We start from the raw sequence: 24,856 nt of genomic DNA, 5'->3' as shown, positions 1-24,856 counted from the left end.
CCATAAGAAATGATGTCTCCATTACGCGTTTCCTGTCTGACCCTGTTGGCCATGATCGCCTTTGCTGGCAATTCATTGCTTTGCCGCATGGCGTTGCGCCACACCACTATCGATCCGGCCAGCTTTACCAGTGTTCGCCTGGCATCCGGTGCGGCTGTGTTGTATTTGCTGGCGCGTACGCGAACCAGCTCCGCACGAGGGCAAGGGAGCTGGAAGTCTGCGGTAGCGCTGCTGATTTACGCAGCGGGCTTCTCGTTTGCGTATGTCAATCTGCCCGCCGCCACGGGCGCCTTGCTGTTATTCGGCGCGGTACAAATCAGCATGATTAGCCATGGCCTATGGCGCGGCGAACGGCTGCGAGCCATGCAATGGCTGGGATTGCTGCTGGCGGCGGCGGGCGTGATCGGTCTGTTGTTACCCGGTCTGACTGCACCACCGCTGCAAGCCTCTTTGCTGATGATTGGCGCAGGCGTGGCCTGGGGCGTGTATTCGTTGCGTGGTCGCGGGGCGGGCGATCCTACCCGTGTTACTGCGGGCAACTTTGCGCGAGCGGTTCCCATTGCCCTGCTCTGCAGTTTGCTGCAGTGGCGCAGCGCAAGCGTAGACCCGGCTGGTCTGGCGTATGCGCTGGCATCGGGTGCGCTGGCTTCCGGCATTGGCTACGCCATCTGGTACGCCGTGTTGCCCGCGCTTAAAGCGACTACCGCAGCAACGGTGCAATTGAGTGTGCCCGCACTGGCGGCCATGGGCGGCATTCTGTTTTTGGGTGAGCCATTTGGTTTTCGCCTGCTGGTGGCATCTGTCGCCATTCTGGGCGGGATTGTATTGGTCATCGTGCAAAGGCAACGCTGAGCGATCCTCTCCGGGATTAATCCGGTTCGGGTTCTAGCTGTTCAACTTCGAGAAATGGGCATATCACCATGTCAGACATCAGCACATCGGCACAGCAATACCAGGCCATCAATTTTGCGCAGAAGTTGGCGTTATTTGCCGAGCAATGGACGCCCAAAGTCGTCGCCGAAATGAACGATTACCAGTTCAAAGTGGTGCGCATTGAGGGCGATTTTGTCTGGCATTCGCATGCCGATACCGACGAAACCTTCATCGTGCTGGCTGGCGATTTGCGTATTGATTTTCGTGATGGCGCGGTGCATCTGCGGCCGGGCGAAATGTATGTCGTCCCCAAGGGCGTTGAGCACAAACCGTATGCGCAAAGTGAAGTACAGCTGTTGTTGATCGAACCACGCGGCGTGCTCAATACCGGCGAGGTCGGCGGCGAGCGCACCGCGCAGAATGATGTCTGGATCTAGACGCTGGCGGCATTAGCCTGCTGAAACCAGTCGATGAAAACCCGCAATTTGCGTGGCATCCACGTGCGGTTGGCGTAATACAAAAAGAACCCGGCAAAGGGCGTGCACCACGGTTCCAGCACGCGCTCCAGTTCGCCACTGGCCAGTTCTGCGGCGATCACGTCTTCGGTCACGTGCACCAGACCCAAGCCGTGGCGGGCGGCGTCGATCATGTCGTAAATGTCGTTGTAAACCAGCCGGCCATCCAGTTCGATTTCAAACTCGCGCCCGTCGCGCGTGAACTCCCAGTTATACAAACGCCCGCTGGTGACAAAGCGATAGCGCAGACAATCATGCTGCAGCAAGTCTTCAGGCGTTTGCGGACGCCCACGCTGGTTCAGGTACGCGGGTGTAGCGGCAACCGCAATGCGGCGCGGACCGCCAATGCGCGCGGCGACCATATCGCGCGCCACGCTTTCGCCAAAGCGGATGCCCGCATCAAAACCGTCTCCCACAATGTCGCTCATCCCCTCTTCCATACGGAACTCCAGCCGCAAATCGGGATACGTCTGCATGAACCCGGCCAGATGCGGGGCAATGATGGTGCGATAGGCAATGCGCGGCAGGTTGATGCGCAGCGTTCCTGCGGGCTGATCGCGGAAGTCCTCGAGATCAAGCAGCGCGGCTTCGATCTGCGCCAGCCCGGGAGCGGCTCCGGCCAGCAAGCGCATGCCCGCCTCCGTCACACTCACCTTGCGCGTGGTGCGATTGAGCAAATGAATGCCGGTGCGCGCTTCCAGGTTGCGAATGGTTTGCGACAACGCCGACGGCGAGACGCCCATTTCATCTGCCGCCTTACTGAAGTTGCCGTGTCGCGCCACTCGCTCAAAGGCCAGCAATGCGGGCAATTGGGCGGCGTCCATTTTGAAGTTTTGCTTCATGGTCTATCAATCCATATGGCATTTTTCTTCACAATTAAGCAGAGCAATATGGGTTCCGTCAACACCGAGTCGCCCACCGGGATGGCTCTTCTTCTCGCCAATTCAAGGAGCTACATCATGACTACCGCCACTTACAACCTGCTGGGCCGTTCCGGTTTGCGCGTCAGCCCGTTCTCACTGGGCACCATGACCTTTGGCACCGAATGGGGCTGGGGTACAGAACGCGATACGGCCAAAAGTCTGTTTGATATTTACCTGGAGCATGGCGGCAACTTTGTCGATACCGCCGACCTGTATACGGGCGGCACCAGCGAGCAATGGCTGGGTGAATTCATTGCCGAGCGCGGCGTGCGCGATCGGATCGTGCTGGCGACCAAATACAGCTACAACGCCGAACCCGGCAACCCCAACGCGGGCGGCAACCATCGCAAAAACCTGATGCGCGCGCTGGATGGCTCGCTCAAGCGCATGGGCACGGACTACATCGATCTTTACTACCTGCATACGTGGGACCGCATGACACCAGTGGAAGAAGTGATGCGCACCATGGACGATGCCGTGCGCGCGGGCAAGATCCGCTACGTGGGTTTGTCCGATACGCCAGCCTGGTATGCTGGTCGCGCCCAAACCATTGCGCAGTGGCGCGGCTACGAGCCGGTCGCCGCCATGCAGCTGGAATACTCGATGATTGAGCGCAACGCCGAGCTTGAATTTGCTGATCTGGCTACTGAACTGGGCATGGGCCTGGTCACCTGGAGCCCGCTGGCGATGGGTCTGTTGTCTGGCAAATACAAACCCAGCCAGGGCGGCCAGTTTGGCGATGGGCGTTTGCAGCAAGTGGCAGACAAACCCTCGCCCGGCTTTGAAAAACTGACCCCACGCAATTTTGCAATCGTGGCCGAGCTGGAAAAAGTCGCCAACGAACTCAACCGCCCAATGGCGCAAGTGGCGCTTAACTGGCTGTCTCACCGCAAAGGCGTTGCCAGCGTGATCGTCGGCGCCACCAAACCGGAACAGCTGCAGCAAACCCTGCGCTCGCTGGAGTTCGATATCCCCACCGAACTGGTTGCGCGACTGGATCAAGCCAGCGAACCAGCCCGGCCGTTTCCGTATTACATGTTTGCCGACAACCACCAGCATCGCATTCATGGCGGAGTAACCGTGGCCAGCCAGCCGACGAGTTTTGCGCCAGCAACGGTAGTACCTCCGGCGCAGGAATAAACGGGCGGGCTTCTCGCCACGCTTCATCTGGGCTACAGAAATGACTCGATCATGTAGCCCGGATGAAGCCGCAGGCGGGAATCCGGGGTTGCCATATTCGCCAAGATATATGCAGATGAACCAGTGATACATTGCCACCCCGGATTCTCGCTGCGCTTCATACGGGCTACGATGCTTTTCTAAAAACCTAAAAGAAAAAAGCCGCATAAAGCGGCTTTTTTCTTCAAACACACAACCTCAATCCCAGCTCAACGCCCCACCCGTCTGATACTCAGTTACCCGAGTCTCAAAGAAATTCTTTTCTTTCTTCAAGTCGATCATCTCGCTCATCCATGGGAATGGGTTAGAGACGCCGGGGAACAAAGCTTCCAGGCCGATTTGTTGCAGGCGGCGGTTGGCGATGAAGCGCAGGTATTCTTTGAACTGGCTGGCGTTCAGGCCCAGCACGCCGCGCGGCATGGTGTCTTCGGCGTAGGCATATTCGAGTTCTACGGCCTTTTTGAACAGGTCATAGATTTCGTTTTTGAAAGGCTCAGTCCACAGTTGCGGGTTTTCTTGCTTGATGGTGTTGATCAAGTCGATGCCGAAATTGCAGTGCATCGATTCATCACGCAGGATGTATTGATACTGTTCCGCAGCGCCGGTCATTTTGTTCTGGCGGCCGAGCGCCAGGATTTGCACAAAGCCGACGTAGAAGAACAGGCCTTCCATGATGCAGGCAAACACGATGATCGAACGCAGCAGTTGCTGATCGGTTTCCAGCGTGCCGGTTTTGAATTCCGGGTTGGTCAGCACGTTGATGAACGGAATCAGGAATTCGTCTTTGTCGCGGATCGACGCCACTTCCTGGTAGGCGTTGAACACTTCGCCTTCGTCCAGGCCCAGACTTTCCACAATATATTGGTAAGCGTGGGTGTGAATGGCTTCGTCAAACGCCTGGCGCAGCAAGAACTGGCGGCATTCTGGCGAGGTGATCTGGCGATATGTGCCCAGCACGATGTTGTTGGCGGCCAGCGAATCGGCGGTCACAAAGAAGCCCAGGTTGCGCTTCACCAAACGGCGTTCGTCGTCGGTCAGGCCATTGGGGCTCTTCCACAGTTCGATGTCGCGCTGCATGTTCACTTCTTGCGGCATCCAGTGGTTTGCACACTGCGCCAGATACTTTTCCCACGCCCATTTGTGCTTGAACGGCACCAGCTGGTTGACGTCGGTAGTGCCGTTGATGACGCGTTTGTCGTCGGCGCGCACACGGTTGCTGATGGCCGATGCCGGTACAGCATGAGTGCTGGCAGCGGGGGCAGCAGGCTTGGGGGCCGGGGCGGAAACGATGTCGTCGTCAAAACTCAGCATGGGTTGGTCCTTTCAAATAACTCTAAATTAATCAGAATGAGTAAAAATCAAATTTTGTACTTTGAATCAGTCAGATAGCGATGAAGTGATTCATCCGCGCACTCCGCTCGTTCGTGTATTTCTGGCACTCTTCTTGTTGCCGTAGTTGCATGCATCAGTGGCGATGCTGCCCCGCTATTGCGCGGGCTGTACTGCTGGCGTTGCCGTTCCCGGTATCGGTTGCGGCAAGCGAATCTGGATGCTGGAGGTATCCGGCACTTTCCAGATGGTTTTTATATGGTTGAAATCCCGGGCATGCTGATCGCTTAATCGCGCGCTGGATCGCAGATTCAGATCCAGATGCACGTCGCCCAGGTAAATCACTTCGCCCGCTGCAACATCAAACTGCAGATTCAGCGGTATCCGGTCTACATGGTGGCTGAACATGATCGTATCGCTGCCGTCATTCCAGCGCCCCCAAGCCATCGGCATGGTGTAGTGGCCCGGCGGCAAGGTAATCAGGTGCAGCTTGCCCGGCGTATCCGGGATATCGCCCGCATCGCGGATAAAGTCCGTCATGACTTGGGCAAAATATTCTTTCTGGCCCATCGGGCCTTGCAGCACCACGCTGGTATTGGTGGTGTCGCGATCAAAACTGGTAAACGTAATGGCCAGTACCGCATAAGCCTGCCCCGCTGGCGGCACCATAATGCCAGTGGTGGAGAGTTGCGGCCTGGTGGCGCAAGCCGATAACAGCACGATGCAAGTCAATAACAGCAACAGCCGCTTCAGCATTGTGGCAAACCCTCTGGGCAAACCATTTGGACCTGTCTACAGGCAAAACGTTGTTCCGCCTGGCTATTTCGATCTGTCCGAGCTTTGTCTGATCTGACAACAACACCGCCCCGAAAGCGGGGCGGTGTGTCACGCGGCTTTACTGGCAAGCCTCGCAATCAGGGTTGTCGATGGAGCAAAACTTCATGTCGGTTGCGGGTTCCATTTCTGCTACCGCGGCTGGCGCTGCGGGTGCCGAAGGGATTGCCGGTGCGTTAGGGGCAGGAGGTGCAGACAAGCCACCATCCACCGGCACCGAGTTCAGTTCACCACCACGACCTGTCGACTTCTCAGCGCTGCTGGCAGACAAAGTACGCAGATAGTAAGTGGTCTTCAGACCGCGCAACCATGCGTGCTTGTACAGTTCGTCCAGCTTCTTGCCCGAGGCACCGGCCATGTAGATGTTCAGGCTTTGGGCCTGGTCGATCCACTTCTGGCGACGCGATGCGGCTTCCACCAGCCATTTCGGGTCCATCTCGAACGCAGTGGCATATTGCTCGCGCAGGTCAGCCGGAATGCGGTCGATCTTGGCCACGGAACCGTCGAAGTACTTGAGGTCGGAGATCATGACTTCATCCCACAGACCGCGTTCTTTCAGGTCATGCACCAAGTGATCGTTGATCACGGTGAACTCGCCAGACAGGTTCGATTTCACGAACAAGTTCTGGTAAGTCGGTTCGATCGAAGCATCTACGCCAACAATGTTGGAAATCGTTGCGGTCGGCGCAATCGCCAGGCAGTTGCTGTTACGCATACCGTAGGTGGCGATGCGTTCGCGCAGCGATGTCCAGTCCAGTTGTGAGCTGGTATCCACTTCCAGGTAACCACCGCGCTCTTCGGCCAGCAGTTGGTTGGAGTCCTGCGGCAGAATGCCACGGTCCCACAGGCTGCCCTTGTAGCTTGGGTAGGTGCCACGTTCCTGTGCCAGTTCGGTCGAAGCCCAGTAAGCGTGATAAGCGATGATTTCCATCGATTCATCAGCAAACTGCACGGCGGCGTCAGAGGCATACGGCATACGCAGGGTGTGCAACGCATCCTGGAAGCCCATCAGACCCATACCCACCGGGCGATGTTTCAGGTTGGAGTTACGGGCCTTGCGCACAGCGTAGTAGTTGATGTCGATCACATTATCGAGCATGCGCATCGCAGTCTTCACGGTGCGGCCGACTTTTTCGGAATCCAGCTTGCCGTCTTTCAGATGGTTCGCCAGGTTCACGGAACCCAGGTTACATACCGCGATTTCGCTGTCATTGGTGTTCAAGGTGATTTCAGTGCACAGGTTGGAACTGTGAACCACACCAATATGTTGTTGCGGGCTACGGATGTTGCATGGGTCTTTGAACGTGATCCATGGGTGACCTGTTTCAAACAACATGGTCAGCATCTTGCGCCACAGGGTTTGTGCCGGCAGCTTCTTGGCTACGCGCATTTCGCCACGCGCCGCTTTTTCCTCGTAGCGGGTGTAAACCTCTTCAAACTTCTTGCCGTACAGATCGTGCAGATCTGGTGTTTCAGCTGGCGAGAACAGAGTCCAGTCAGAGCCTTCCATCACACGCTTCATGAACAAGTCCGGAATCCAGTTCGCGGTGTTCATGTCGTGGGTGCGGCGGCGATCATCACCGGTGTTCTTGCGCAGTTCCAGGAATTCTTCGATATCTGCGTGCCATGTTTCCAGGTACGCGCAGACCGCGCCTTTGCGCTTGCCGCCCTGATTCACCGCCACGGCGGTGTCGTTCACCACTTTCAGGAACGGCACCACGCCTTGCGATTTGCCGTTGGTGCCCTTGATGTGGCTACCCAGCGAACGCACTGGCGTCCAGTCATTACCCAGACCACCGGCAAACTTGGACAGCAACGCGTTTTCTTTCAGTGCTTCATAAATGCCTTCCAGATCATCAGCCACGGTGGTCAGGTAGCAGCTGGACAATTGGCTGCGACGGGTACCGGAGTTGAACAGTGTCGGGGTGCTGGACATGAAGTCAAAGGTCGACAACACGTTGTAGAACTCGATGGCGCGCGCTTCGCGGTCCACTTCGTTCAGCGACAGGCCCATGGCCACGCGCATGAAGAACACTTGCGGCAGTTCAATGCGGGTGCCGTGCACGTGCAGGAAATAGCGGTCATACAGGGTTTGCAGACCCAGGTAGCCGAATTTGTAATCGCGGGTGTGATCCAGCGCTGCGCCCAGGCGCGCCAGATCGTACTGGCCGAGTTTTTCGTCCAGCAGTTCGTTCTCGATGCCCTTTTTGATCAGGCGCGGGAACGCTTCAGCGTATTTGGTCGCCATTTCTTCATGGCTGGCTTCTTCGCCCAACACTTCGCGGCGAGCTACATCCAGCAGCAGACGCGCAGTGACAAAGCTGTAGGCCGGGTCGATTTCAATACGGCCACGTGCCGCCAGAATCGCCGACTTGCGCACTTCTTCAACCGGCACACCGTCGTACAGGTTCTTCAGCGTTTCAGCCAGGATGGTCGATGCGCTGGTTTCTTTTTCGAAACCGGAGCAAGACGAAGCAATCAGGGCCTTCAGGCGAGCGATATCCAGCGGGCGACGGCTGCCGTCATCAAACGCGACATTGATGCTGCCGTGTTGCTCGGTGGTGATCTCGTGGCTTTCGCCCTTGGCGGCGCGATCCGACTTGCGTTGCTCGCGATACAGCACATAAGCGCGGGCGATGTCATGCTCGCCGGAACGCATCAGGGCCAGTTCAACCTGGTCCTGGATATCTTCAATATGGATTGCACCGCCTTCAGGCTTGCGGCGCATGAGCGCGTTGACGACCTGCTCGGTCAGCGCTTCCACCCGTTCACGCACCGCTGCACTGGCCGCAGCTTGATTCCCATGCACAGCGATATACGCCTTGGTCACGGCTACCGTGATTTTGGACGGCGCAAACGGCACCACAGCGCCGTTACGGCGAATGGTTTTATATTGCTCGTAGCGAGTGTTATCGGTGGCAACTTGGGGATCTACAGCTTCGGTCATGCGGCTTCCTGCGGTGCTATCCAGTGTGGCGTACATTTGCGCGTGCTTCCTTCTGGCTAGGTGTTATTTGTGGCCGGTTTGTTCCACAAATCAAAGACTTGGGAGTGGACCGACCCACTGTGGACAATTCTGTGTATAAATTGTGAAGAACCACTACATCTTGTGTTCGACTCAACGTTCAGACACAAATACTAGGGGAAGACCCAGCGCTAGCGCAACCGGAAAAAGATGTGATAAGGCGACAAACGGAAATATATTTGCAATGCATAACGCGAAGCCTTTATTCATGCGGCATAGGAGGCGTTGCACGATTGAGACAGCCTGTCGAAAGCGGATATTCGGTGTTGCGAGGATGCTTGGGCGGGCACCAAAACGGGTAAAACCAGAACCTCTGAAAGCGCCAAAACAGTGCCTTTCAGAGGCGTTTTTGCGATCAGTGATGCAACATGAAAATGGCGAACCTCTGCCCGTAACCCGGATGGAGCTGCCCTTCGGGGGTTCCCCCGCAACGCCCTTGAACGTTACACATGACAATTGCAATGGAGCAGCGGGTATTCGGGACCGCAATGCGCCAACAAACCACCAACATTTAAATTTTCCACCGTTGCACCCCGGATTCTCGCCTGTGGCTCCATCCGGGCTACAAAACCAGGACAAATTGAGATGCCTTGGGCTAATGAAGCCCTTTCGCCCACCACAAAATAGAAAAAGGCGAACCGCATTGGTTCGCCTTTTGCAACGCTCGCATGCCATCAAGGCATCGGGCCAGCCCTGCACACCTTGCGCTACGGCTTAGTGATGATGACCGTGTTCGCCGTGCACGTGACCGTGCGCGATTTCTTCATCAGTTGCCGCGCGGACGTCTTCTACCTTGCCCACAAAGCGGATTTTCACGCCTGCGAACGGGTGGTTAGCGTCAACGGTGACTTCACCGCCGTTGATTTCGGTTACGCGGAACAGCATGACGTCGCCAGTGGCAGGATCATCGGCTTCAAACATCATGCCGGCTTCAACTTCCATCGGGAACACGTCTTTGGCTTCTTTACGCACCAGTTCTGGCTCGTATTCGCCAAATGCATCATCGGGTTCCATGGTGACATCAATGGAATCACCCTTGGCCTTGCCATGCAGTGCTTCTTCTACCAGCGGCAGAATGTTGTCGTAACCGCCGTGCAGATAAACGATAGGCTGTTCGGTTTTGTCGAGCGATTTGCCCGAGGTGTCGAACATCTCGTAGTTCAGCGTTACGACCGTGTCTTTGGCGATTTGCATCGGGTTTATCCTAACTGTTTAACAAGTGAAAGTATTTCCGCCGCGTGCCCTTTCGGGAGCACGTGATACAGCGCGTGGCGGATCACGCCCTGCCGGTCGATCACAAAGGTAGAGCGTTCAATCCCGTATTTTACCATGCCTGCGCCCACCCATTCCCGCAAAACATGATAGAGCCGGCTCACCTCGCCTTCCGCATCAGACAAAAGATGAAATTCGATGCCGTGTTCATCGCGAAAAGCCTCATGCGCCAGACAGTCATCCAGACTCACGCCCAACACCAGCGTGCCGTGCGCCCGAAATGTTTCGGCGCGATCACTGAACTCTACGGCCTCGGTCACTCCGCCAGGAGAGTGATCCCTGTTAAAGAAATAGAGCACCACATGATGTTGCCCAAGCAAATCCGATAGCCGGATCAACTGCATCTGGGCATCGTGTAATGCAAAGTCCGGTGCAATTTCCCCGTCTTTGAGCATGTCAGCTCCCTTGCGTAGTGGGATAATGATTGCCTCGTTTTTCTCCGTTATAGCCGAGCCAATGAACAAACAACTCCTGGGTGGACTGACTGCAGAGCAATTTCTGACAGATTACTGGCAAAAGCAGCCGTTATTGATCCGCAATGCCTGGCAAGATTTCCCAGAACTGATTGATTTACCCAGGTTGATTGCGCTCGCTCAGCAAGATGACGTGGAATCGCGGCTCATTGAGCGTCGTGATGAGCGCTGGCTGGTAGAAAACGGCCCGTTTCGCGCCAGCCGCTTTGACCGATTGCCAGAAACCGACTGGACAGTGCTGGTGCAGAGCGTGAATCACCACGTGCCGCATATTGCTGATCTGCTCTATGAATTCAATTTTTTGCCGTATACCCGGCTGGACGATCTGATGATCTCCTACGCCCCACCGGGCGGCACGGTTGGCCCACACTACGATTCTTATGATGTGTTCTTGCTGCAGGTGGGCGGCAAAAAGCGCTGGCAGATTTCCAGCGATGACGCGGGCAATTTTATTGAAGACGCGCCCATCCGCGTTTTGCGCGATTTTTCATCCGAACAGGAATGGATTCTGGATCACGGCGACATGCTGTATCTGCCGCCCAAATACGCGCACTACGGCGTGGCGCTGGAACCTGGCATGACATATTCGATCGGTTTTCGGGCGCCCACTGAACAGGAAATCGTCGGCAAGTTTCTGGAATACCTGCAAGACGAGCTGCGTCTGACCGGCGTTTATGGCGATCCGGAGCGTCAACCCACTGCTCGACCGGGTGAGATTGATCTGGCCTTTGTGGGCAAAATCGAATCAATGCTCACGCAACTAACGTGGACCGACGCCGATGTGCGCAAGTTTGTTGGCCGTTACTTTACCGAGCCCAAACCACACGTGTTCTACACCGCGCCAGATGAAGCACTGGATTTTGACGAATTTGCCGAACAAGCGCAGGCACAGGGCGTTTATCTGGACCTGAAATCCCTCATGCTCTATGAAGGAGAACAGCTCTTTATTAATGGCGAAGAACTGGAGGCCGAAGCAGACGCGGTGGAAACCTTGCGTCGCCTGGCCGATAGCCGCCGCCTGCCAGCGGCGCAATATGACGATGCAGTACTCGAAGCGCTCTATACCTGCTACGACTATGGCTACCTTCATGTCGGCAAAATTTGAGACTTACAAAGAATATCGTGAGGCCACACTGGCGCTGATTCAGGGCGCCAGCCACAGCCTCATGATGTACGAACGAGACTTCAGCCAGTGCGGCCTTGAGAGCCGCGCCATGACCGAGGCCATGGCCGCCTTGCTGGCGCGCAATCCCGCAGCGCAGATCCGCATTCTGGCGCATTCAACCGAATTCATTGCCAGCCAATGTCCGTTGCTACTGGAATTGGAGAATCGCCAGAATCAAAGATTACAGATGCATTTGGCTAATCCGGATATGCCAGCGTTGTTTTCGCCATTTATTCTGGCCGATATGCAACGGTTTGTAAGACGTTGTCACTTTGATTGGCCGAAAAGTGAATGCGCAGACGATGCGCGCGACGTCGCTAAAATGCGACAAGCCTTTGATAAGGCGTGGGAATGTTCGAACGTTACGCCAGATTGGCGTAGGCTTGATTTATGAGCGTTTGACATTTGTTGTAAAAATCTCAGCGCGCTACAGTTTGGTGCGCCTCCCAGGCTACCCTTTTATTCAAATCGTGCTAGAATTCCGCCCGTCGGTCGTCAGTGATGTAACTGGTTTCCAAATAGCCATCGATCACGGTCGATAGCCTAACAACGCTGTAATTTGTAATTTACTTGTCCAACCCCCCATTCTGCTAAAGGTAAGAAGAATGAAACAGTCTCTGCTCGTTGCTGCCCTGCTGGCCCTCGCACTCACCGCTTGCGGCAAGAAAGATGAAGCTCCTGCTGATGCATCCGCTCCTGCTGCTGAAGCATCTGCTCCGGCCGCTTCCGACGCTGCTGCTGCACCTGCTTCCGACGTCGCTTCCGACGCTGCTGCTGCTCCTGCTGCTGCTTCCGACGCTGCTGCTTCGGACGCTTCCGCTGCCAAGTAATTCACGGCGCGCAAGCAAAAAAGCCGACCAACTGGTCGGCTTTTTGCTTTTCTACAGTCTGTAATATCCAGTTATCAAGCTAGCGCCCCGAATCTTCAAGGCTGGCTCAGCCGCCTTTCCCTCTCAAATATTGCCTTTGCAAGCATCGCATGCCCATACAAGTCATCATTCCGCGCTGGATTATCCCGATTGAACCGCAAGCGCTGGTTCTAACCGACCATGCCTTGGTGCTGGAGGGGGAACATATCCGCGCCCTGCTGCCGGTGTCTCAGGCCCTGCAGCAGTATCCACAAGCCGAGCGCATCCACCTGCCGGATCACGCCTTGCTGCCCGGGCTGATCAATCTGCACGCTCACTCAGCCATGACTTTGCTGCGTGGCTATGCCGACGATCTGGCACTGATGACCTGGCTGAACGAGCACATCTGGCCGGCTGAAGGGAAGTTTGTATCTGATGAATTTGTCTTCGATGGCACGCAACTGGCCATCGCGGAAATGATTGCTGGCGGCACCACCTGCGCCAACGACATGTACTTTCACCACAGCACTGTTGCCCGCGCTGCATTGACCAGCGATTTTCGCATGATGGTGGGTTGCTCGATTCTGGAGTTCCCCACAGCGTATGCCAGCAATGCCGACGACTACATCCGCAAAGCTATCGCCTGCATGGATGAATTCCGCGGCGAATCACTGGTTGGGTTCACCTTGGCACCACACGCGCCGTATACGGTAAGCGATGCCACCTTCGGCAATGTGATCATGCTGGCCGATCAACTGAACGTGGGTATTCATTGCCATATTCACGAAAGCCAGGACGAAATTGCTGGCAGCCTCAAAGAGCACGGCACGCGTCCTTTGGCACGGCTGGCCGGGCTGGGCCTGCTAAGCAACCAGTTAATTGCCGCGCATATGGTACACACCACCGATGAAGAAATCGCGCTGCTGGCGCGGCACGGGGTGAACGTCTCGCACAATCCGGCATCGAATCTGAAACTGGCATCCGGCTTTGCCCGCATTGCCGATCAAATCGCTGGCGGAATCAACGTCGGCATCGGCACCGATGGTGCTGCCAGTAATAACAAGCTGGATATGTTCGCCGAACTGCGCATGGCCGCCTTGCTGGCCAAGGGCCAGAGCGGCAATCCCGAAGCACTGCCCGCGTGGCAAGCACTGGAAATGGCCACCCTCAATGGCGCCAAAGCACTGGGCTGGCAGGACCGCATCGGCAGCCTGGTGGCAGGCAAACAGGCGGACATGATCGCCGTTGACCTCTCTGCGGCAGGCACCGCGCCATGTTACGATCCGGTATCGCATCTGGTTTACGCCGCTGACCGCACCCAGGTCAGCCACGTCTGGATTGCTGGCCGCACGGTGTATCACAATGGCCAGCACACCAGCCTGAATCGCCAGGAAATCCTCACCCGCGCCCGCCGCTGGCAAGCGCGCATGGAAGGCAAGAAATCATGACAGAACCCCAATCCGCGCCCGACAACATCCTGAACGCCGATGCCGCCGAAATCGCCAAGTTTTCGGCGCTGGCTCACAAATGGTGGGACAAAACCAGCGAGTTCAAACCGCTGCACGACATCAACCCGCTGCGCTTGGCATTTATTGATGAGCACGCTGGCCTGACGGGCAAAAAGGTGCTGGATGTGGGCTGCGGTGGCGGTATTTTGTCCGAGGGCATGGCGGCCAGTGGCGCGCAGGTGACCGGCATTGATCTGGCCGACAAATCACTCAAAATCGCCAAGCTGCATTTGCATGAATCTGGCTTGAGTGTGGAATATCGAAAAGTTGCGGTCGAGGCGCTGGCCGAAGAAGCGCCCGAATCGTTCGATGTGCTGACCTGCATGGAAATGCTGGAGCATGTCCCCTCGCCCGCCAGCATTATTGAAGCCTGCGCACGACTGGTAAAACCAGGTGGCTGGCTGTTTTTCTCCACGCTCAATCGCAACGCCAAGAGCTATGCGCTGGCCGTACTCGGCGCCGAGTACATCATGGGCATGCTGCCACGCGGTACTCACGATTACGCCAAGTTCATCAAGCCGTCTGAACTGGGCCGCATGACCCGCACCAGCGGCATCGAAACCGTAGCGCTTACCGGGCTAACCTACAACCCGCTCACCAAGGTTTACAAACTGGGCGCGGATACTGACGTCAATTACATGGTGGCTTGCCGCAAGCCGCTCTAACCTATCCGCAACCGGCCACATCCAGCCGCCAACTGACTCGGCGGCGGCGCGCTCAGCAATATCAGGAATCCACTCGCAATGACCGACCCCGTTCGCGCAGTCTTGTTTGATCTGGATGGCACGCTGGCGGATACCGCGCCAGACTTGGGCGCCGCGCTCAACCGCCTGCTGGCCGAAGAAGGTCTGCCGCTGCAACCCTATCAGGCCATTCGCCCCATTGCCTCGCACGGCGCGCGTGGTTTGATTGGGCTAGGTTTTGGCATCACTCCACAGCAGCCCGAACAATTCATCGCCTTGAGGGATCGTTTTCTGGCGCACTACGCGCTACATCTGGCCGATGACACCATTTTGTTTGATGGCGTCACTCCGCTGATCGAAGCGATTGTTTCGCGCGGTTGGCGCTGGGGCATTGTCACCAACAAACCGGCGCGATTTACCGACCCGCTGGTGGCCCTGCTGCCGCTGCCGTTCGCGCCAGGCGTGGTGGTGTCTGGCGATACCGTGGGCGCACCCAAGCCAGACCCCAAGCCGATGTACCACGCTGCCGAAGCGCTGGGCGTGGACCCTGCCAACTGCATTTATGTGGGCGATGCCGAACGCGATATCGAGGCCGGCCGCCGAGTGGGCATGACAACAGTCATTGCCAGCTACGGCTATATCGCCAGCACCGACCAGCCCGAAAATTGGGGCGCCGACCTGAGCATTGGTCACCCGCTGGATTTGCTGGCGCACCTACCGGCCTGAGCACAGCCAACTGCGGATGAATAATTGAGGCAAGGCGCGCACTGCGTCTTGCCTCAAGTAAGTGGTTTACCGGTTTACATCTACCACAAACCGCCCGCGATGCCGCCCGGCCAGAATGTCCTGCGCGGCATCAACGCAATCGGCCAGACCAATCTGCGTGGTCGCCGCACGCAGCAAATCGTGATCCAGATCTTGCGCCAGCCGTTGCCATGCAGCCATGCGGCGGGCTTTAGGTGCCATCACGCTATCAATGCCATACAGCGTCACCCCACGCAAAATGAACGGTGCGACGGTGCCCGGCAAATCCATTCCTTGCGCCAGCCCGCATGCGGCAACCGCGCCGCCATAACGCACCTGGGCACACGCGTTCACCAACGTATGGCTACCGGCCGAATCGATCACGCCTGCCCACAGTTCTTTCTGCAATGGTTTACCCGCAGCGGCAAACGCGGCCCGATCCAGCACCTCGGTAGCGCCTAACTGCTGCAAATAATCGCTCGCCGTGGTTTTACCCGTAAGCGCTGTCACCGAGTAACCCAGGCGAGCCAGCAAGGCCACCGCAATCGACCCCACGCCGCCAGTCGCACCGGTAACCAGAATCGGGCCGTCTGCCGGAGTAAGCCCGTGCCGTTCCAGCGCTTGCACGCACAACATGGCGGTATAACCGGCGGTGCCAATGGCCATGGCCTGCGCAGGTGTAAACGCCGCAGGCAGCGGAATCAACCAGTCTCCCGACAAACTGGCCTTTTGAGCCAGGCAGCCCCAATGGCGCTCTCCCACGCCCCAGCCATTAAGCACTACTGCATCACCGGGTTTGAAATCCGCATGGCGCGATGCGGTAACGATGCCCGCACCATCCACGCCGGGCACCATCGGCCACTTGCGCACGATCGGGCTGGTATTGCCAATCGCCAGCGCATCTTTGTAATTGAGTGTTGAGAACTGCACATCAATCTGCACATCGCCTTCTGGCAATGCCGCTTCATCCAGCGTTGTAACCTGCGCCGAGAACCCGGCATCTGACTGGTTCAACAATAACGCTTTAAACATGGGGCCTCCGGTTTTGCCGTATTTACTGCGTGTTGCGCAATCGACAAAGTACGACGGCATAACACGCGATGAATTGCATGGCAGTGTGCACGCAAAACAAACCGTCGCTCAATGCGGTTTTTGCGAATTCTGATCCTGCTTTGACCCTTCCTTGACCTGACCCGTCCTTCTGGCCCAAAACATGAATCTTTATTTTCGTTTGATCTGGCAAATGCTGTTTGCGCGCTTCAGACCAGTGTGCCCGGTACTCGGCCCCTGTCGCACGCCCTATCAGGTCTACCCCAATGATCTGGATATCCTGCGGCACGTGAACAATGGCCGTTATTTCACCCTGCTCGACCTGGCCCGCACCGACTTGATGATTCGCTCTGGCCTGGCCGACAAGGTCAAGCAGGCGGGCTGGTTTCCGGTGGTGGCAATGGAAACCATCCACTTTCGCAAAGCGCTGACTGTGTGGCAGCGGTTTGAAGTGCAAACCGACGTACTGGGCTGGGACGAGAAAGCCGTATTCCTGCAGCACCGCATAGAGCGCAAAGGCGAAATCATTGCCGTAGCCGTGGTCGCCGCCCGCTTTTTGCGCAGAACCGGCGGCTCTGTGCTCACCAGCGACCTGATGGCATTGGGCGGCATTACCCACCCGTCACCGCCGCTACCCGACTGGATTGTTGCTTGGGTGCAAGGCCAGAACCAAACCCAGAATCAAACCCAATAATCCGGACCAGTCACCCGCACACCAACAGCGCTCACACGGTGGGGCTGCGCCGAAATGCGGTTTCGAGGTATACTAGGCATTCTTCATCTGGGGCCGCCATGGTTTCGACGGGGGTTACAAAGCGGATGAGGGCATGCCGGGTTCTCAGTTACCCGTAAAACACTGAACCAAGTTAGTTGCAAACGACGAAACTTACGCCCTAGCTGCTTAACCAGCTAGGCTCTGCACTACTTCTCCCTTCGGGTAGACCGGGCAACCGGTAGCAGAGTCATATAGAAGGGATCGCGCTGCATCGGGTCACTTGATGCAGTGTCAAACTAAGGTGACTCGCCCGAAACAAGCCTGCCGGTCGGCTCGTTAAAGGTTAAATCCAGTTGACCAGGCTAAGCATGTAGAACTCTTCGTAGAGGACTTTCGGACGTGGGTTCGACTCCCACCGGCTCCACCAGTTTCACTTCTGCGCCCGGCGCCGTTATGCGGTTCCGGGCGTTTGTTTTTGCGGGCCTGGATTGTGGTCCGGGCATGGAGAAGTAACTTGATAAACAAGAACATGACGCCCACCCAACACCCCAAAATCAGCACAAAAAAGTTACTGCTCAACGCCGCATGGGGTATCGCCATTGGGCTGCTGATGTATTCCCAAGTTGGGTTGTGGGCCGTGCTGATTGGCATGTTGGTAGCGATTGCAGGAATAGCGGAAACCACCTGGCGCTCCCGCAAAACAACGCGCGCCCAGGAAATTGACCCTGCACGCGAGCAATAAAGCAGTCCTCACGATGGGGGGGCCGATTTCAGCCGCAGCCCCATCCCCTGACCCGCTTTATTGTTTCAAATTTGAATCTGAATTCCCTGGCGAATTGCCGTCTTGCTCCAACAAACCACCTCCGGTTTCAGCTTCACACATTGACAAGATGTTCGTGAAATCAGCTAGTCTAGGGAGACGGTGCGCATCAATGCGCACCCTACAGAACTAAGATTTATAGCTTTGATCCATTCTCTGCCGCTAAATTTCCTTCCGCAGCATTAAAAGTTTGGAGGTCTCTTGAAGCCATTTCTTGCTTCATCATCTTGCTTATCCCATCAAGACCAGGAAACATTGTTGCGGGATTAATTCCCATATATCTCAGATCTTCAAGAGCAACGATTACTTCTGAGACCGGTATATCTACAGCGTAGAGATATGCAGCATTATTAAATTGCTCAAGTTCTCTCAGAAATTTTTCCACGTCACAAACGTTCGTAACCAAGAAGCTGCCTTGTTGAGCATAAAGGCGCGGATTGTCGCGTGCCGTGGCGCTTAACGCAAATGCGTACGGTCCGTATGCATTCAACGAAACAATAGGAGGCTGATGAGCGTCGTAGAACGCGCGCGTCAGCGCAAATACCCGCACATGCGTAACATCCTTTCTATTATCTTTGTTTTCAAGATAATCAGAAAAGGCAAAGAATGCCGCCACGTATGGTGAGCGAGACCAATCAAGCATCGGCGTTGGGAGGCCATGATGTTGCGCTAATGCCAGCAAATATGAATATTCTGCTGCATCATTTCTATTAATTCGTTGATTTTTAAATGCCTCAACATGCTCCTGAAACATTGGCAAAGTTTCATTGCAATATCTAGGCATAACTGTACGCCCAGCACGTGCCAATGTCGTTTTCAAATGAAACTTAGAATTGCCATGACCTCTAAAAGAGCCAATATTATTTTTATTTTCCTTAATCCATTTTAAAAAATCAAGCCAGTCTTCGCATATATAAACTGGCTCAAACGTCTCTTCGCTCGAAGGTGCCTTGAATGCAAAAGATGACTTCCCGTCAGTACTTTTTCCAAGGACGCCTCCATCCGTGCCTTCGGTAATTTCAACCTTTAATTCGCCCTTTGGATTAATATCTCCAATTATGGAGACAGTTTGCGATGGTTTTTCCTTGTCAGGACCGAAGGCCTCTACGACAGCGTAGATAGATTTATCTATCTTTTTTTCTATTTCTCGCAGTGTGAAGAGTGCCGAATAGCCAGTTGCCGGGTTGTATACCTGCAAACTCAAAACATCAGGGCGATCCGCATCAGAACACAATAGCGCAGGCAATTCAACACCATCCAGCTTAACGGTGCCAAGGTATTGATTATGCTTCATCAAGACTCACTTTAACTAGTTTAAGCAGGTCAATTCCGCTCAGCATATTATGGCCTCGTCAATTGCATACTTACAAGGCCGAAAAGTCAACCGTCGCCTGATGCAATATTGGCAGGACATTTTTCGCTACCCCAAAGATAAAATGGTTGCCAAACAAAGCTGGTTTGCATCTACCTGCTACGTCAAGAAAGACGTAATATGCTTCCTGGCCGGTCAGGCATACGCTCGCAACGAAGCCCCAGTCAATCCCAACCCCAAAATGACATCAACATAGCCAGGGAGAGCCAATAGCGGCATGCCTCTCTTCGCTGTCTTTAGGCAACATATTCATGAAAGCAATCTCAATACTGTCGGTTCTTGCCCTAGCACTTGCAGCGGGTCAAGCCCAAGCGCAAAGCACCTGTCAATACATTGGTAATCAGCGGGTCTGTACTGATGGATATGGTAATAGCGCTACTACCCAACAGTTCGGTAATCAGGCGATTACTAACTACAACAATGGTCAGTCTGCCACTACTCAGCAGTTCGGCAACCAGACAATCACGAACTACAGCAACGGCCAATCAGCAAACTCGCAACAATTTGGCAACCAGCGCATAACCAACTATAGCGATGGTACCAGCGCCAACACCCAGCAGATTGGAAACCAGACGATCACTCACTTTAGCGACGGGCGTACGGTAACTTGTCAGAACATCGGTAATCAGCGTATTTGTAACTAATTCTACGACCGACCTATCGTGATTCCCCAAGTACACAAGATTTAGCTCTAGCCACTGGGCCATGGAGTATTGGAAGTGTTGTGGTAAAAGCGGCACAAGCATTAGAAACTGTCGGTACTTATGTCGGTACTTTTAAAAAATCATATCGTGCACATTAAGCAAGAAAGCCACACATAGACGTTCTTTCGACTCCCACCGGCCCACTTGTACCAACCAGCACCAGATTTAAATACTCCCCCATAAAGAAACCTAAAACCCGCAAAGATAAACGCTTTGCGGGTTTTTCTTGTCCAATGCATACCACCCCACCCGCCATAACGTGTGTCCTTGATCGAAAATGTATCGAAAATGACGGGGATTTCATTACATGGGGGATGGCCGTAGGGTTTGCGTCTTCTTTGTAAACTCGCAGCCAAAGGATGCGCAATGTCCTTTCCTCCCATTTCGCCGGCCGGCGTTTCTGTAGACCTTAATATGATCGATGCACGCAGAGCGTGCGGCAAATTCGCCAATGCCAATTCCTACAGTGGTTTTATGATCATGTATGGGGTCACGGACCTATGGACTACAAGCAGCGTGGTCGGCAGTATGCCGATTTGGGCAACTTCAATTACGGTGCTACCGGAACGGCGCTTGGCATTCCCGAAGTTGTGCTGCTGAGGGCAGCGGGTTACGCCCAAGAGGCAGCACGCACCTCCACATCGGGCTGGGGCGTTTACTGGGGACGAGCACCTTACGGGGATGATCCTTCGGACCAAAAACAAATCAAGGCTGGCATCGAATATGCAAAACGCCGGGGGTTTTAAGCGCAAATGGGTATGGCTGGTTATTCTACTGGCAATGGTGGCGGTATTTTTTGCGGGATTAGGCATTGGTAGCTCGCGAAGCAACCCGTATCCCGGCGTGCTTAAAACCTTGGTCCCCATTGGCTCAACCGGAGCTATTTATGTTTTCCGTTGGGACAAAGGCGGCACTACCGTACCCAATTTGTACCGGTATTACTTTCTGGCCAAAACCAGCAACGCGGGTGAAGCACTCAAATTGGCACAAGCCGCTACTCCGTTTTTGGTCACCGATGATGCAGATAGCAAAATACTTGCAAGTGCCGACTCGGCCCAAATCACTACCGATGCACGGATTTACGAATTTTCCAGCAAAGCCGGTTTCAATAGTGGTGATGACTACATCTCTGCCACTTTCTATTTAAGCAACTCCCTGCACCGGCCTTGAAGCAATTAGTGTGAGCGGCTCAGCAAGTAGCCCCGATGAAGTGAAGCGAGAATCCGGGGCAGTAATACACTGCCTCGGGCCAGTGAAGGTGATATTGCGAATATGGCATCCCGGATTCTCGCTGCGTTTATGCCGATTCTCGGCCTTCATCCGGGCTACGGAATCGGTGAGACGAGGCAACCCACCCTGCCGCATTCGCATCAAAGAACTTCCAGATTTCCAACTCCTTCCACGCCAATATAAGGGTAAACCCGTATACCCTCACCCGCCCGATAGCCGCACCATGAAGGTCTGCGTGTAAGAGCGCAGACGGGTTTGACAGCCCGGTAGCAAAGGCGGACAACAGCCGCCGAATTATGATAATTTCGCGGCTATTTTTGCGTCCGTCGCACCCGCACGCCTGTATCTATGGCGGGCCGGGTGGGGAGGCCGCAAGGCCTGCCGGTTCCTTTGCCCGGTCTGTCAACCCTGCCCGGTTCCGCCACCCCGTTTGACAGCGGGGTGGCGGGAGTCAAGACCGCCAGCAAAGGAAGCACCATCATGTTCAGACCACAAGGCACGCCCGCGCCGCCTGTGCGCGTTCTCTCTTTTTTCTCCCTTTCCTCCCTTCCCCGATATATCCAGTTTCGACCCGCCTCATGCCGCAACGGAGGCCAGTCATGACCACCATTGCCCGCAGTCTCTTCGAGCAGATTCCTGGCTACGATGCCCTGCTGGCTGTGGCACGCCAGTTGGCGGTTGCGCAATCGGATATCCGGCAGATGCCCATGATTTATACCTTTGCCGATGGCTCGCAGTTGCGCGCCAGTACGTTGCGGCTGAGCGTGCTTGAGCAACTGCTTGATCTGCACACCGGCGAGGTAGCCGATGCCAGCCAGTGGCTGCAGATGGCGCGCCGCCAGGGGCAAACCCGCCTGATGCAGCGCATGGAACGTGGCCTTGTTCCGGCTTTTCAGGATGAATCTGGCCACTGGCTGGCGGAACACGAGCGGCGGTTCGTTTGTTTCAATCCGCAATACGGTCTGCGCGAGTTTCACCTGGGTGAGTTGCCACCCCAAGCGCCGTTACTGCTCAACCAACGTTTCTACACTGCGGCGCAGGGGCTGGCGGAGGGAACGGTATGGGGGCTGGTCGATGCTGCCTTGCTGGACCAGTTTTCCAGCGATGAATCTGAGGTGATGATCTGGCGGATGCCGCTACCCGCCTCCCGCCCGACGGAGGTGCAAGGATGACCACTATCGCCCAAAGCATCGTCAATCAATTTGTTGATCCGTACATGGTGCGCAAGGCCGCTTTGTGCCTGGCCGTAACGCAAACTAGCCTGGATCAGGCACAACTGGTTTATACCTTTACCGATGGCTCGGAACTGCAAACCAGTGACATGGCACTGGTTCCTGTTGCCTGGTTGCTTGATACCCCATCCGGAGAGGTGGATACCGCCGAGCACTGGCAACAGCGGCAGGCCAATGGCCCCGCCGAACAACCCCTGCCTGCCCGCCAATTGGTTCCGGCAAGCATGAACGGATACGGCAAATGGGTGCCGGAGGTCTACCGGCGCTTTGTCTGTTTTGATCCGCTGCACGGCCTGCGCGATGTCACGCTGGCCGACATTCCCGTCGGAGCAGGCTTGCGCATCGACCAGGCGTTTTACGATGCCGCGTCAAGGCTGGACCTGCACGACATCGGTGGTGCCTGGGGCGTCTGGGGGCTGGTCGATCGCCAATTGCTCGAGCGGGCTTTCCGGAACGGGTATCCGGTGCACGAGTGGGCCGAAGCCGCAAACACGGTCCTGCCCAGATGACGACCGTAGCCCGGGTGAAGGCCGGGCATCGGCATAAACGCAGCGGGAATCCGGGGCACGCTGCCCGCAAAACCAGGGGTATCGGCACGGTGAGATATCGCCACCCCGGATTCTCGTTAACGTTTATGCCGAGAATCGGCCTTCAACCGGGTTACGAGTTGGCCGAAGCCGCAAACGCGGTTCCGGCTGAATCGTCGTCGCGCACTACCGTCATGGTGCTCGCAACATTGGTGTGGATTTATATATTCACGTCATTCACGAATAATGCGACACCACGAATCCCGTAAGGTGAAAAAAAAAGTAAGGCACTTTAACATTCGCCCACTCCCGTATTTTGATGCGAATGTCATGAAACTGTTCTCTTCCCTTCTGGCTGGTGTACTGGCCATGGCGCTGGCTGGATGTGTGCTTGATTCCAGTGATTCAACGTCCACGTCGTCTCATGTGGCTGTTACGCCGACACCTGAGCCAACCTCCGTTCCGACGGCGGCTCCAACGCCAACTCCGGTGCCAACTCCAACCGCAACGCCAACGCCAGTCGTCACTCTCTATACCGTTGGCGGCACAGTATCCGGTCTGACCGGTGGCACCCTGATATTGCAAAACAACGGCGCTGATGCGCTTACCGTAACCGCGAACGGCACATTCACATTCGCCACCGGCATCACATTGGGCAGCAGTTACAACGTTACGGTCGGCACGCAGCCAGCAGGACTGATTTGTAAAGTGAGTGGCGCAAGCGGTTCGAACGTCGTTGCCGATGTTGCGACCATTGCCATCAGTTGCGCCCAAACAATCAAGCTTGCACCCGCCACAGCATTTGCCTCTCTCGGCTATGTCCTTGTGGATCCTGCGGGTAACGTTTATACCTGCGAGACATTCGGGGGGCATGTCTACAAGATTGCCCCAGGTAGCACCACGGCTACCGCGATTCCAGGGCTCACACTCAATATCTGCGGGGGTATGGCACTTGATACGAGTGGCAATCTATATATTGCAGACGGAAATACCACGGCGGTATGGAAAATCGCTTTGGGATCAAACACGTCCACTGCAGTGACGATCAATCAGTCGTTCAGCACCATTTCTGATATCGCAATTGATGCCGCAGGCGCTTTGTACGTCGTCGATGAAAATGCGAGCAGCATTTATAAAATCCCGGCGGGTTCATCGACCGCCACGCTGGTGACCAATTCGGTGACCGGTGCGGCGCTTGTTACGCTGGATGCGTCCGGCAACTTGTATGTGACTACGCTGGGTGCTGGCGTGTATAAAGTTCCGGCCGGAGGCACAAGCGCCACGCTGATACCGGGGTCCACTTCAATTGCGAACGCCTGGAAAACAGCCGTAGATGCTGCTGGCAATATTTTCGTGGCCGGTTCTACAGATCACCTGGTCTACAAGATTGCGGCAGGCACAAACACAATAACCCATGTTGCTACAGGTTCGTTTTCACTTGGAATACCTACGGGTGTCGCTCTGGATTCCGCCGGAAACCTCTATGTAGCAGACCTGAACCCGACAGGACTCTACGAAATCGGCACGCCTTGAGCCATTAGTAATGGCTATCGCGTAGCCATCTATTGAGCACGATATCGCCTTTAAAAGCCCCGATGATGCGGGGCTTTTTTATTGCTATCGGCATTTGGCGAAAAAAGGGCTAGCCGTTGACAAGGGTTGAGCTTTCAACCCCGGTGGATAAGAAGAACTTCTATGTATAGGTCCAGGTGGGCAATTTCTACTTGAACCTAAGCAGTCGCACGTACGGAAACTCTATGTGGTGTTAGGTACTTTCACGGTTTTGCGATTTCATGACACCACACCAGGAATCTTCCCGCAGCAAGAAACTCGTT

25 protein-coding genes and 1 other RNA gene are annotated in these 24,856 nt (G+C 55.4%); 18 read left to right on the top strand and 8 right to left on the bottom strand.

The window, feature by feature from the left end:
* Positions 1–12: 12 nt before the first annotated feature.
* Both N7220_RS18950 and N7220_RS18945 read left to right on the top strand, forming a co-directional pair.
* Positions 13–852, top strand: coding sequence for a DMT family transporter (locus tag N7220_RS18950; protein WP_283149095.1), 840 nt, complete (start codon positions 13–15; stop codon positions 850–852).
* 68 nt (positions 853–920) lie between these two features.
* Positions 921–1,310 (top strand): cupin domain-containing protein, encoded by a 390-nt coding sequence (locus tag N7220_RS18945; RefSeq protein WP_283149094.1) that lies wholly within the window; start codon positions 921–923, stop codon positions 1,308–1,310.
* On the opposite strand, the gene N7220_RS18940 is transcribed toward N7220_RS18945, so the two are convergent.
* Entirely contained in the window at positions 1,307–2,230 is a 924-nt protein-coding gene (locus N7220_RS18940; protein ID WP_283149093.1) for a LysR family transcriptional regulator, read from the bottom strand. The two genes, N7220_RS18945 and N7220_RS18940, sit on opposite strands and share 4 nt — an antisense overlap.
* 117 nt (positions 2,231–2,347) lie before the next feature.
* Here N7220_RS18940 and N7220_RS18935 point away from each other — a divergent pair, with 117 nt between their 5' ends.
* Positions 2,348–3,451, top strand: coding sequence for an aldo/keto reductase (locus tag N7220_RS18935; RefSeq protein ID WP_283149092.1), 1,104 nt, complete (start codon positions 2,348–2,350; stop codon positions 3,449–3,451).
* Between the two features lie 237 nt (positions 3,452–3,688).
* Here the strand turns inward: N7220_RS18935 and N7220_RS18930 are convergent, their stop codons facing one another.
* From N7220_RS18930 to N7220_RS18910, 5 genes are all read right to left on the bottom strand, one after another.
* Entirely contained in the window at positions 3,689–4,801 is a 1,113-nt protein-coding gene (locus N7220_RS18930) for a ribonucleotide-diphosphate reductase subunit beta (RefSeq protein WP_283149091.1), read from the bottom strand.
* Positions 4,802–4,975: 174 nt separating this feature from the next.
* On the bottom strand, positions 4,976–5,575 hold the full coding sequence (locus N7220_RS18925) for a hypothetical protein (protein WP_283149090.1): 600 nt from the start codon (positions 5,573–5,575) through the stop codon (positions 4,976–4,978).
* A gap of 139 nt (positions 5,576–5,714) precedes the next feature.
* Positions 5,715–8,600 (bottom strand): ribonucleoside-diphosphate reductase subunit alpha, encoded by a 2,886-nt coding sequence (locus N7220_RS18920; protein ID WP_283149089.1) that lies wholly within the window; start codon positions 8,598–8,600, stop codon positions 5,715–5,717.
* A gap of 792 nt (positions 8,601–9,392) precedes the next feature.
* Positions 9,393–9,872: an FKBP-type peptidyl-prolyl cis-trans isomerase gene (locus N7220_RS18915; RefSeq protein ID WP_283149088.1), complete on the bottom strand. Its 480-nt coding sequence runs from the start codon at positions 9,870–9,872 to the stop codon at positions 9,393–9,395.
* 5 nt (positions 9,873–9,877) lie between these two features.
* Complete coding sequence (locus N7220_RS18910) at positions 9,878–10,414, bottom strand: peroxiredoxin (RefSeq protein ID WP_283149087.1); 537 nt, start codon at positions 10,412–10,414, stop codon at positions 9,878–9,880.
* Between N7220_RS18910 and N7220_RS18905 the strand changes: the two genes are divergently transcribed.
* From N7220_RS18905 to N7220_RS18880, 6 genes are all read left to right on the top strand, one after another.
* A complete protein-coding gene (locus N7220_RS18905; protein WP_283149086.1) occupies positions 10,407–11,528 on the top strand; it encodes a cupin domain-containing protein in 1,122 nt (373 codons plus the stop codon). The genes N7220_RS18910 and N7220_RS18905 overlap by 8 nt on opposite strands.
* Entirely contained in the window at positions 11,458–11,982 is a 525-nt protein-coding gene (locus tag N7220_RS18900; RefSeq protein WP_283149085.1) for a DUF7931 domain-containing protein, read from the top strand. The genes N7220_RS18905 and N7220_RS18900 overlap by 71 nt, the downstream gene beginning before the upstream one ends.
* Positions 11,983–12,257: 275 nt before the next feature.
* Positions 12,258–12,482: a hypothetical protein gene (locus N7220_RS18895; protein ID WP_283149084.1), complete on the top strand. Its 225-nt coding sequence runs from the start codon at positions 12,258–12,260 to the stop codon at positions 12,480–12,482.
* A gap of 85 nt (positions 12,483–12,567) precedes the next feature.
* Positions 12,568–13,884 (top strand): TRZ/ATZ family hydrolase, encoded by a 1,317-nt coding sequence (locus N7220_RS18890; RefSeq protein WP_283149083.1) that lies wholly within the window; start codon positions 12,568–12,570, stop codon positions 13,882–13,884.
* Positions 13,881–14,609: a bifunctional 2-polyprenyl-6-hydroxyphenol methylase/3-demethylubiquinol 3-O-methyltransferase UbiG gene (ubiG, locus tag N7220_RS18885; RefSeq protein ID WP_283149082.1), complete on the top strand. Its 729-nt coding sequence runs from the start codon at positions 13,881–13,883 to the stop codon at positions 14,607–14,609. Before N7220_RS18890 ends, ubiG begins: the two co-directional genes overlap by 4 nt.
* A 78-nt stretch (positions 14,610–14,687) precedes the next feature.
* The gene (locus N7220_RS18880; RefSeq protein WP_283149081.1) at positions 14,688–15,353 is read left to right on the top strand and encodes an HAD family hydrolase; all 666 of its coding nucleotides are present in this window, start codon (positions 14,688–14,690) and stop codon (positions 15,351–15,353) included.
* Positions 15,354–15,419: 66 nt separating this feature from the next.
* Here N7220_RS18880 and acuI read toward each other — a convergent pair whose 3' ends face one another.
* Positions 15,420–16,403, bottom strand: a complete 984-nt coding sequence (acuI, locus tag N7220_RS18875) for an acrylyl-CoA reductase (NADPH) (RefSeq protein WP_283149080.1) — start codon at positions 16,401–16,403, stop codon at positions 15,420–15,422.
* 181 nt (positions 16,404–16,584) lie between these two features.
* Here acuI and N7220_RS18870 point away from each other — a divergent pair, with 181 nt between their 5' ends.
* The 3 genes from N7220_RS18870 (at position 16,585) to N7220_RS18860 (ending at position 17,878) form a co-directional block, all read left to right on the top strand.
* Positions 16,585–17,115, top strand: coding sequence for an acyl-CoA thioesterase (locus tag N7220_RS18870; protein WP_283149079.1), 531 nt, complete (start codon positions 16,585–16,587; stop codon positions 17,113–17,115).
* Positions 17,116–17,204: 89 nt separating this feature from the next.
* Positions 17,205–17,563: a transfer-messenger RNA gene (ssrA, locus tag N7220_RS18865) on the top strand.
* Positions 17,564–17,665: 102 nt separating this feature from the next.
* Positions 17,666–17,878, top strand: a complete 213-nt coding sequence (locus tag N7220_RS18860; RefSeq protein WP_283149078.1) for a hypothetical protein — start codon at positions 17,666–17,668, stop codon at positions 17,876–17,878.
* Between the two features lie 214 nt (positions 17,879–18,092).
* Here the strand turns inward: N7220_RS18860 and N7220_RS18855 are convergent, their stop codons facing one another.
* Positions 18,093–19,250 carry an FRG domain-containing protein gene (locus N7220_RS18855; protein ID WP_283149077.1) on the bottom strand — a complete coding sequence of 386 codons (1,158 nt, stop codon included), beginning with the start codon at positions 19,248–19,250 and terminating at the stop codon, positions 18,093–18,095.
* A 329-nt stretch (positions 19,251–19,579) separates the two neighbouring features.
* On the opposite strand from N7220_RS18855, the gene N7220_RS18850 reads away from it, so the two are divergent.
* From N7220_RS18850 to N7220_RS18825, 6 genes are all read left to right on the top strand, one after another.
* Positions 19,580–19,972, top strand: a complete 393-nt coding sequence (locus N7220_RS18850; RefSeq protein ID WP_283149076.1) for a hypothetical protein — start codon at positions 19,580–19,582, stop codon at positions 19,970–19,972.
* A 560-nt stretch (positions 19,973–20,532) separates the two neighbouring features.
* Complete coding sequence (locus tag N7220_RS18845) at positions 20,533–20,778, top strand: polymorphic toxin type 44 domain-containing protein (RefSeq protein ID WP_283149075.1); 246 nt, start codon at positions 20,533–20,535, stop codon at positions 20,776–20,778.
* The gene (locus tag N7220_RS18840; RefSeq protein WP_283149074.1) at positions 20,756–21,202 is read left to right on the top strand and encodes a hypothetical protein; all 447 of its coding nucleotides are present in this window, start codon (positions 20,756–20,758) and stop codon (positions 21,200–21,202) included. Before N7220_RS18845 ends, N7220_RS18840 begins: the two co-directional genes overlap by 23 nt.
* Before the next feature lie 659 nt (positions 21,203–21,861).
* Positions 21,862–22,434 carry a hypothetical protein gene (locus tag N7220_RS18835; RefSeq protein ID WP_283149073.1) on the top strand — a complete coding sequence of 191 codons (573 nt, stop codon included), beginning with the start codon at positions 21,862–21,864 and terminating at the stop codon, positions 22,432–22,434.
* On the top strand, positions 22,431–23,003 hold the full coding sequence (locus N7220_RS18830) for a hypothetical protein (RefSeq protein ID WP_283149072.1): 573 nt from the start codon (positions 22,431–22,433) through the stop codon (positions 23,001–23,003). The genes N7220_RS18835 and N7220_RS18830 overlap by 4 nt, the downstream gene beginning before the upstream one ends.
* A gap of 288 nt (positions 23,004–23,291) precedes the next feature.
* Positions 23,292–24,554, top strand: a complete 1,263-nt coding sequence (locus N7220_RS18825; RefSeq protein WP_283149071.1) for an NHL repeat-containing protein — start codon at positions 23,292–23,294, stop codon at positions 24,552–24,554.
* Positions 24,555–24,856: the final 302 nt, after the last annotated feature.

The organism is Silvimonas soli (assembly GCF_030035605.1).
Taxonomy (GTDB): domain Bacteria; phylum Pseudomonadota; class Gammaproteobacteria; order Burkholderiales; family Chitinibacteraceae; genus Silvimonas; species Silvimonas soli.
The sequence above is the reverse complement of the archived record's forward strand: the minus strand, read 5'-3'. Positions and strand labels throughout refer to the sequence as shown.

Bases quoted from the DNA above. Each gene is read 5' to 3' on its own strand.
- N7220_RS18950 (WP_283149095.1), top strand. From the start codon at position 13: ATGTCTCCATTACGCGTTTCCTGTCTGACCCTGTTGGCCATGATCGCC.
- N7220_RS18945 (WP_283149094.1), top strand. From the start codon at position 921: ATGTCAGACATCAGCACATCGGCACAGCAATACCAGGCCATCAATTTT.
- N7220_RS18940 (WP_283149093.1), bottom strand. From the start codon at position 2,230: ATGAAGCAAAACTTCAAAATGGACGCCGCCCAATTGCCCGCATTGCTG.
- N7220_RS18935 (WP_283149092.1), top strand. From the start codon at position 2,348: ATGACTACCGCCACTTACAACCTGCTGGGCCGTTCCGGTTTGCGCGTC.
- N7220_RS18930 (WP_283149091.1), bottom strand. From the start codon at position 4,801: ATGCTGAGTTTTGACGACGACATCGTTTCCGCCCCGGCCCCCAAGCCT.
- N7220_RS18925 (WP_283149090.1), bottom strand. From the start codon at position 5,575: ATGCTGAAGCGGCTGTTGCTGTTATTGACTTGCATCGTGCTGTTATCG.
- N7220_RS18920 (WP_283149089.1), bottom strand. From the start codon at position 8,600: ATGACCGAAGCTGTAGATCCCCAAGTTGCCACCGATAACACTCGCTAC.
- N7220_RS18915 (WP_283149088.1), bottom strand. From the start codon at position 9,872: ATGCAAATCGCCAAAGACACGGTCGTAACGCTGAACTACGAGATGTTC.
- N7220_RS18905 (WP_283149086.1), top strand. From the start codon at position 10,407: ATGAACAAACAACTCCTGGGTGGACTGACTGCAGAGCAATTTCTGACA.
- N7220_RS18900 (WP_283149085.1), top strand. From the start codon at position 11,458: ATGACGATGCAGTACTCGAAGCGCTCTATACCTGCTACGACTATGGCT.
- N7220_RS18895 (WP_283149084.1), top strand. From the start codon at position 12,258: ATGAAGCTCCTGCTGATGCATCCGCTCCTGCTGCTGAAGCATCTGCTC.
- N7220_RS18890 (WP_283149083.1), top strand. From the start codon at position 12,568: ATGCCCATACAAGTCATCATTCCGCGCTGGATTATCCCGATTGAACCG.
- ubiG (WP_283149082.1), top strand. From the start codon at position 13,881: ATGACAGAACCCCAATCCGCGCCCGACAACATCCTGAACGCCGATGCC.
- N7220_RS18880 (WP_283149081.1), top strand. From the start codon at position 14,688: ATGACCGACCCCGTTCGCGCAGTCTTGTTTGATCTGGATGGCACGCTG.
- acuI (WP_283149080.1), bottom strand. From the start codon at position 16,403: ATGTTTAAAGCGTTATTGTTGAACCAGTCAGATGCCGGGTTCTCGGCG.
- N7220_RS18870 (WP_283149079.1), top strand. From the start codon at position 16,585: ATGAATCTTTATTTTCGTTTGATCTGGCAAATGCTGTTTGCGCGCTTC.
- N7220_RS18860 (WP_283149078.1), top strand. From the start codon at position 17,666: ATGACGCCCACCCAACACCCCAAAATCAGCACAAAAAAGTTACTGCTC.
- N7220_RS18855 (WP_283149077.1), bottom strand. From the start codon at position 19,250: ATGAAGCATAATCAATACCTTGGCACCGTTAAGCTGGATGGTGTTGAA.
- N7220_RS18850 (WP_283149076.1), top strand. From the start codon at position 19,580: ATGAAAGCAATCTCAATACTGTCGGTTCTTGCCCTAGCACTTGCAGCG.
- N7220_RS18845 (WP_283149075.1), top strand. From the start codon at position 20,533: ATGGACTACAAGCAGCGTGGTCGGCAGTATGCCGATTTGGGCAACTTC.
- N7220_RS18840 (WP_283149074.1), top strand. From the start codon at position 20,756: ATGCAAAACGCCGGGGGTTTTAAGCGCAAATGGGTATGGCTGGTTATT.
- N7220_RS18835 (WP_283149073.1), top strand. From the start codon at position 21,862: ATGACCACCATTGCCCGCAGTCTCTTCGAGCAGATTCCTGGCTACGAT.
- N7220_RS18830 (WP_283149072.1), top strand. From the start codon at position 22,431: ATGACCACTATCGCCCAAAGCATCGTCAATCAATTTGTTGATCCGTAC.